The 1,719-nt window shown below is 59.5% G+C and carries 2 protein-coding genes and 1 pseudogene; all 3 read left to right on the forward strand.

The features are described 5' to 3' along the window. Positions 1–301 (forward strand): annotated as a pseudogene (locus NW837_RS04025) (redox protein); the annotation flags it as partial. Positions 302–509: 208 nt separating this feature from the next. Further along, positions 510–1,205, forward strand: a complete 696-nt coding sequence (gene deoC, locus NW837_RS04030; protein ID WP_414329372.1) for a deoxyribose-phosphate aldolase — start codon at positions 510–512, stop codon at positions 1,203–1,205. Beyond that, positions 1,202–1,719, forward strand: a 518-nt coding sequence (gene recO / locus NW837_RS04035; protein WP_414329373.1) for a DNA repair protein RecO, incomplete at its 3' end; no start/stop codon positions are given. The genes deoC and recO, both read left to right, overlap by 4 nt.

The raw sequence follows: 1,719 nt of genomic DNA on the forward strand, positions 1-1,719 counted from the left end.
ACACCAAGAGGACAACCTACTGGCTCTATGGGGCGGACGGACGTTTTACCTGGTGAATTTTAGCTGGAGGGATCCCTTCCATATTGTGCGCCTGGAAGCGAACCGAGGCATTTTGCGCATTCCTCCCGGCACTTTTCACCGTTCCGTCTCCGATCCAGAGGGATCCATCGTATTGAACCAGGCGGTGCGCGACGAAAAAGCCATCTTGGAAAAAGAATTTCGCATCTACGACAGCAGCCGTATTCCCCGATTGCTGCAGGTGACCTCGGCACCCGCCCCTTTGCCCCGCATTTGTGCCTGAGGGCAACCCAATCATCCTCCCCCGTTCCCTTAACCTAGCCGCGAGTCAATCGAGGCTCGCAAGTGGGCAGCAGCATGGGTGAGCTGTGCCTGGGGAATGGAGGGGTCGAGGTGTCGCCCTGCTGAGTTGGCAAGGCTCAGCCCTCTTTGCGGATCCCTGCAGGTGAAAGCTGAAGCTAGAGTAAAGATGGGTGCTGGGGGATCCACCAATGCTCTCTCTGGAGCGCAAGGGCATAGCGGATAGCTCGATCAACTTGGCGGAGTACATCGACCATACTCTGCTGTTGCCGATGGTTACTCCAGAACAGATTGACCAGGGGTGTGAGATTGCCTTGCGCTATGGCTTCCCCACTTTTTGTGTTCCTCCTTGCTACGTGCCGCGGGTGGTGGAGCGGCTGCACGGATCCCCGGTCAAGGTGAGCACGGTGGTGGGGTTTCCCCTGGGCACAACCACTGCAGAGGCCAAGCTTTACGAGGCCCAACTGGCGGTGGAGCAGGGGTGCCGGGAGCTGGATGTCCGCATCAACTTGGCTTGGCTCAAGGCGGGAGAGCTGGATCGCCTCCATGCCGAGATTGCCCAACTGGTGGAAGAAACGGGGGTTTGCGTCAAGGCCATTTTGGAAACGGCTCTGCTGACCGAGGAGGAGAAAAAGCTGGCCGGGGAGATTTGTATCGATGCGGGGGCGGCTTTTTTGATGACCTCCACTGGCTGGATGGGGGGGGCGACGCTGGCAGATGTGCAACTGTTGTGGCAACTCAGCCGCGGTAAAGTGGGGGTGAAAGCGTCGGGCGGCATTCGCACAGTGGCTCAAGCAGAGGCCATGATCCAGGCGGGGGCCAGCCGTATTGGCACCTCTTGGGGGCTGGAGCTGATGCAAGAGCTGAAAGCCAGAGGAACCCCATGAGTGGCCGCACCTACCGGGTTACGGGCATCAATCTCAAAGGGATCCCCCTGGGAGAGTCGGATCGGATTGTTACCATCTTGACTCGCGAGCAAGGGTTGATCCGGGCTGTGGCCAAGGGATCCCGTAAGCAGCCTTCCAAGCTGGGCGGGCGGATGGAGCCTTTTGTCATCAACGACTTGCTGATTGTGCGGGGGCGCTGGTCTGCCCAAACAGAGACTTCCCAGCGTCTACAGCGCATCGTCCAAGCGGAAACCCTGCAGACTTTTCCCCGCCTCAGCCGCAGCTTAGCCCATCTCACGGCAGCGCAGTACTTGGCGGAGGTGGCTCTGCAGTTGGCCTTGCCCGATCAAGCTCAGGAAGAGCTGTTTGTGGTGTTGGTCGAACACTTGGAACGCATCGAGCGGGCTGCTTCGGAACGGGCCGTTTTGCCCTTGCTCACCCACGGGTTGTACCACCTCCTGGCGTTGGCGGGGTTCGCCCCTCAGGTACAAGCCTGCTACTTCTGTCAAGGGGG

Source organism: Synechococcus sp. R6-10, from assembly GCF_047461815.1.
Classification (GTDB): domain Bacteria; phylum Cyanobacteriota; class Cyanobacteriia; order Thermostichales; family Thermostichaceae; genus Thermostichus.

Bases quoted from the DNA above. Each gene is read 5' to 3' on its own strand.
- deoC (WP_414329372.1), top strand. From the start codon at position 510: ATGCTCTCTCTGGAGCGCAAGGGCATAGCGGATAGCTCGATCAACTTG.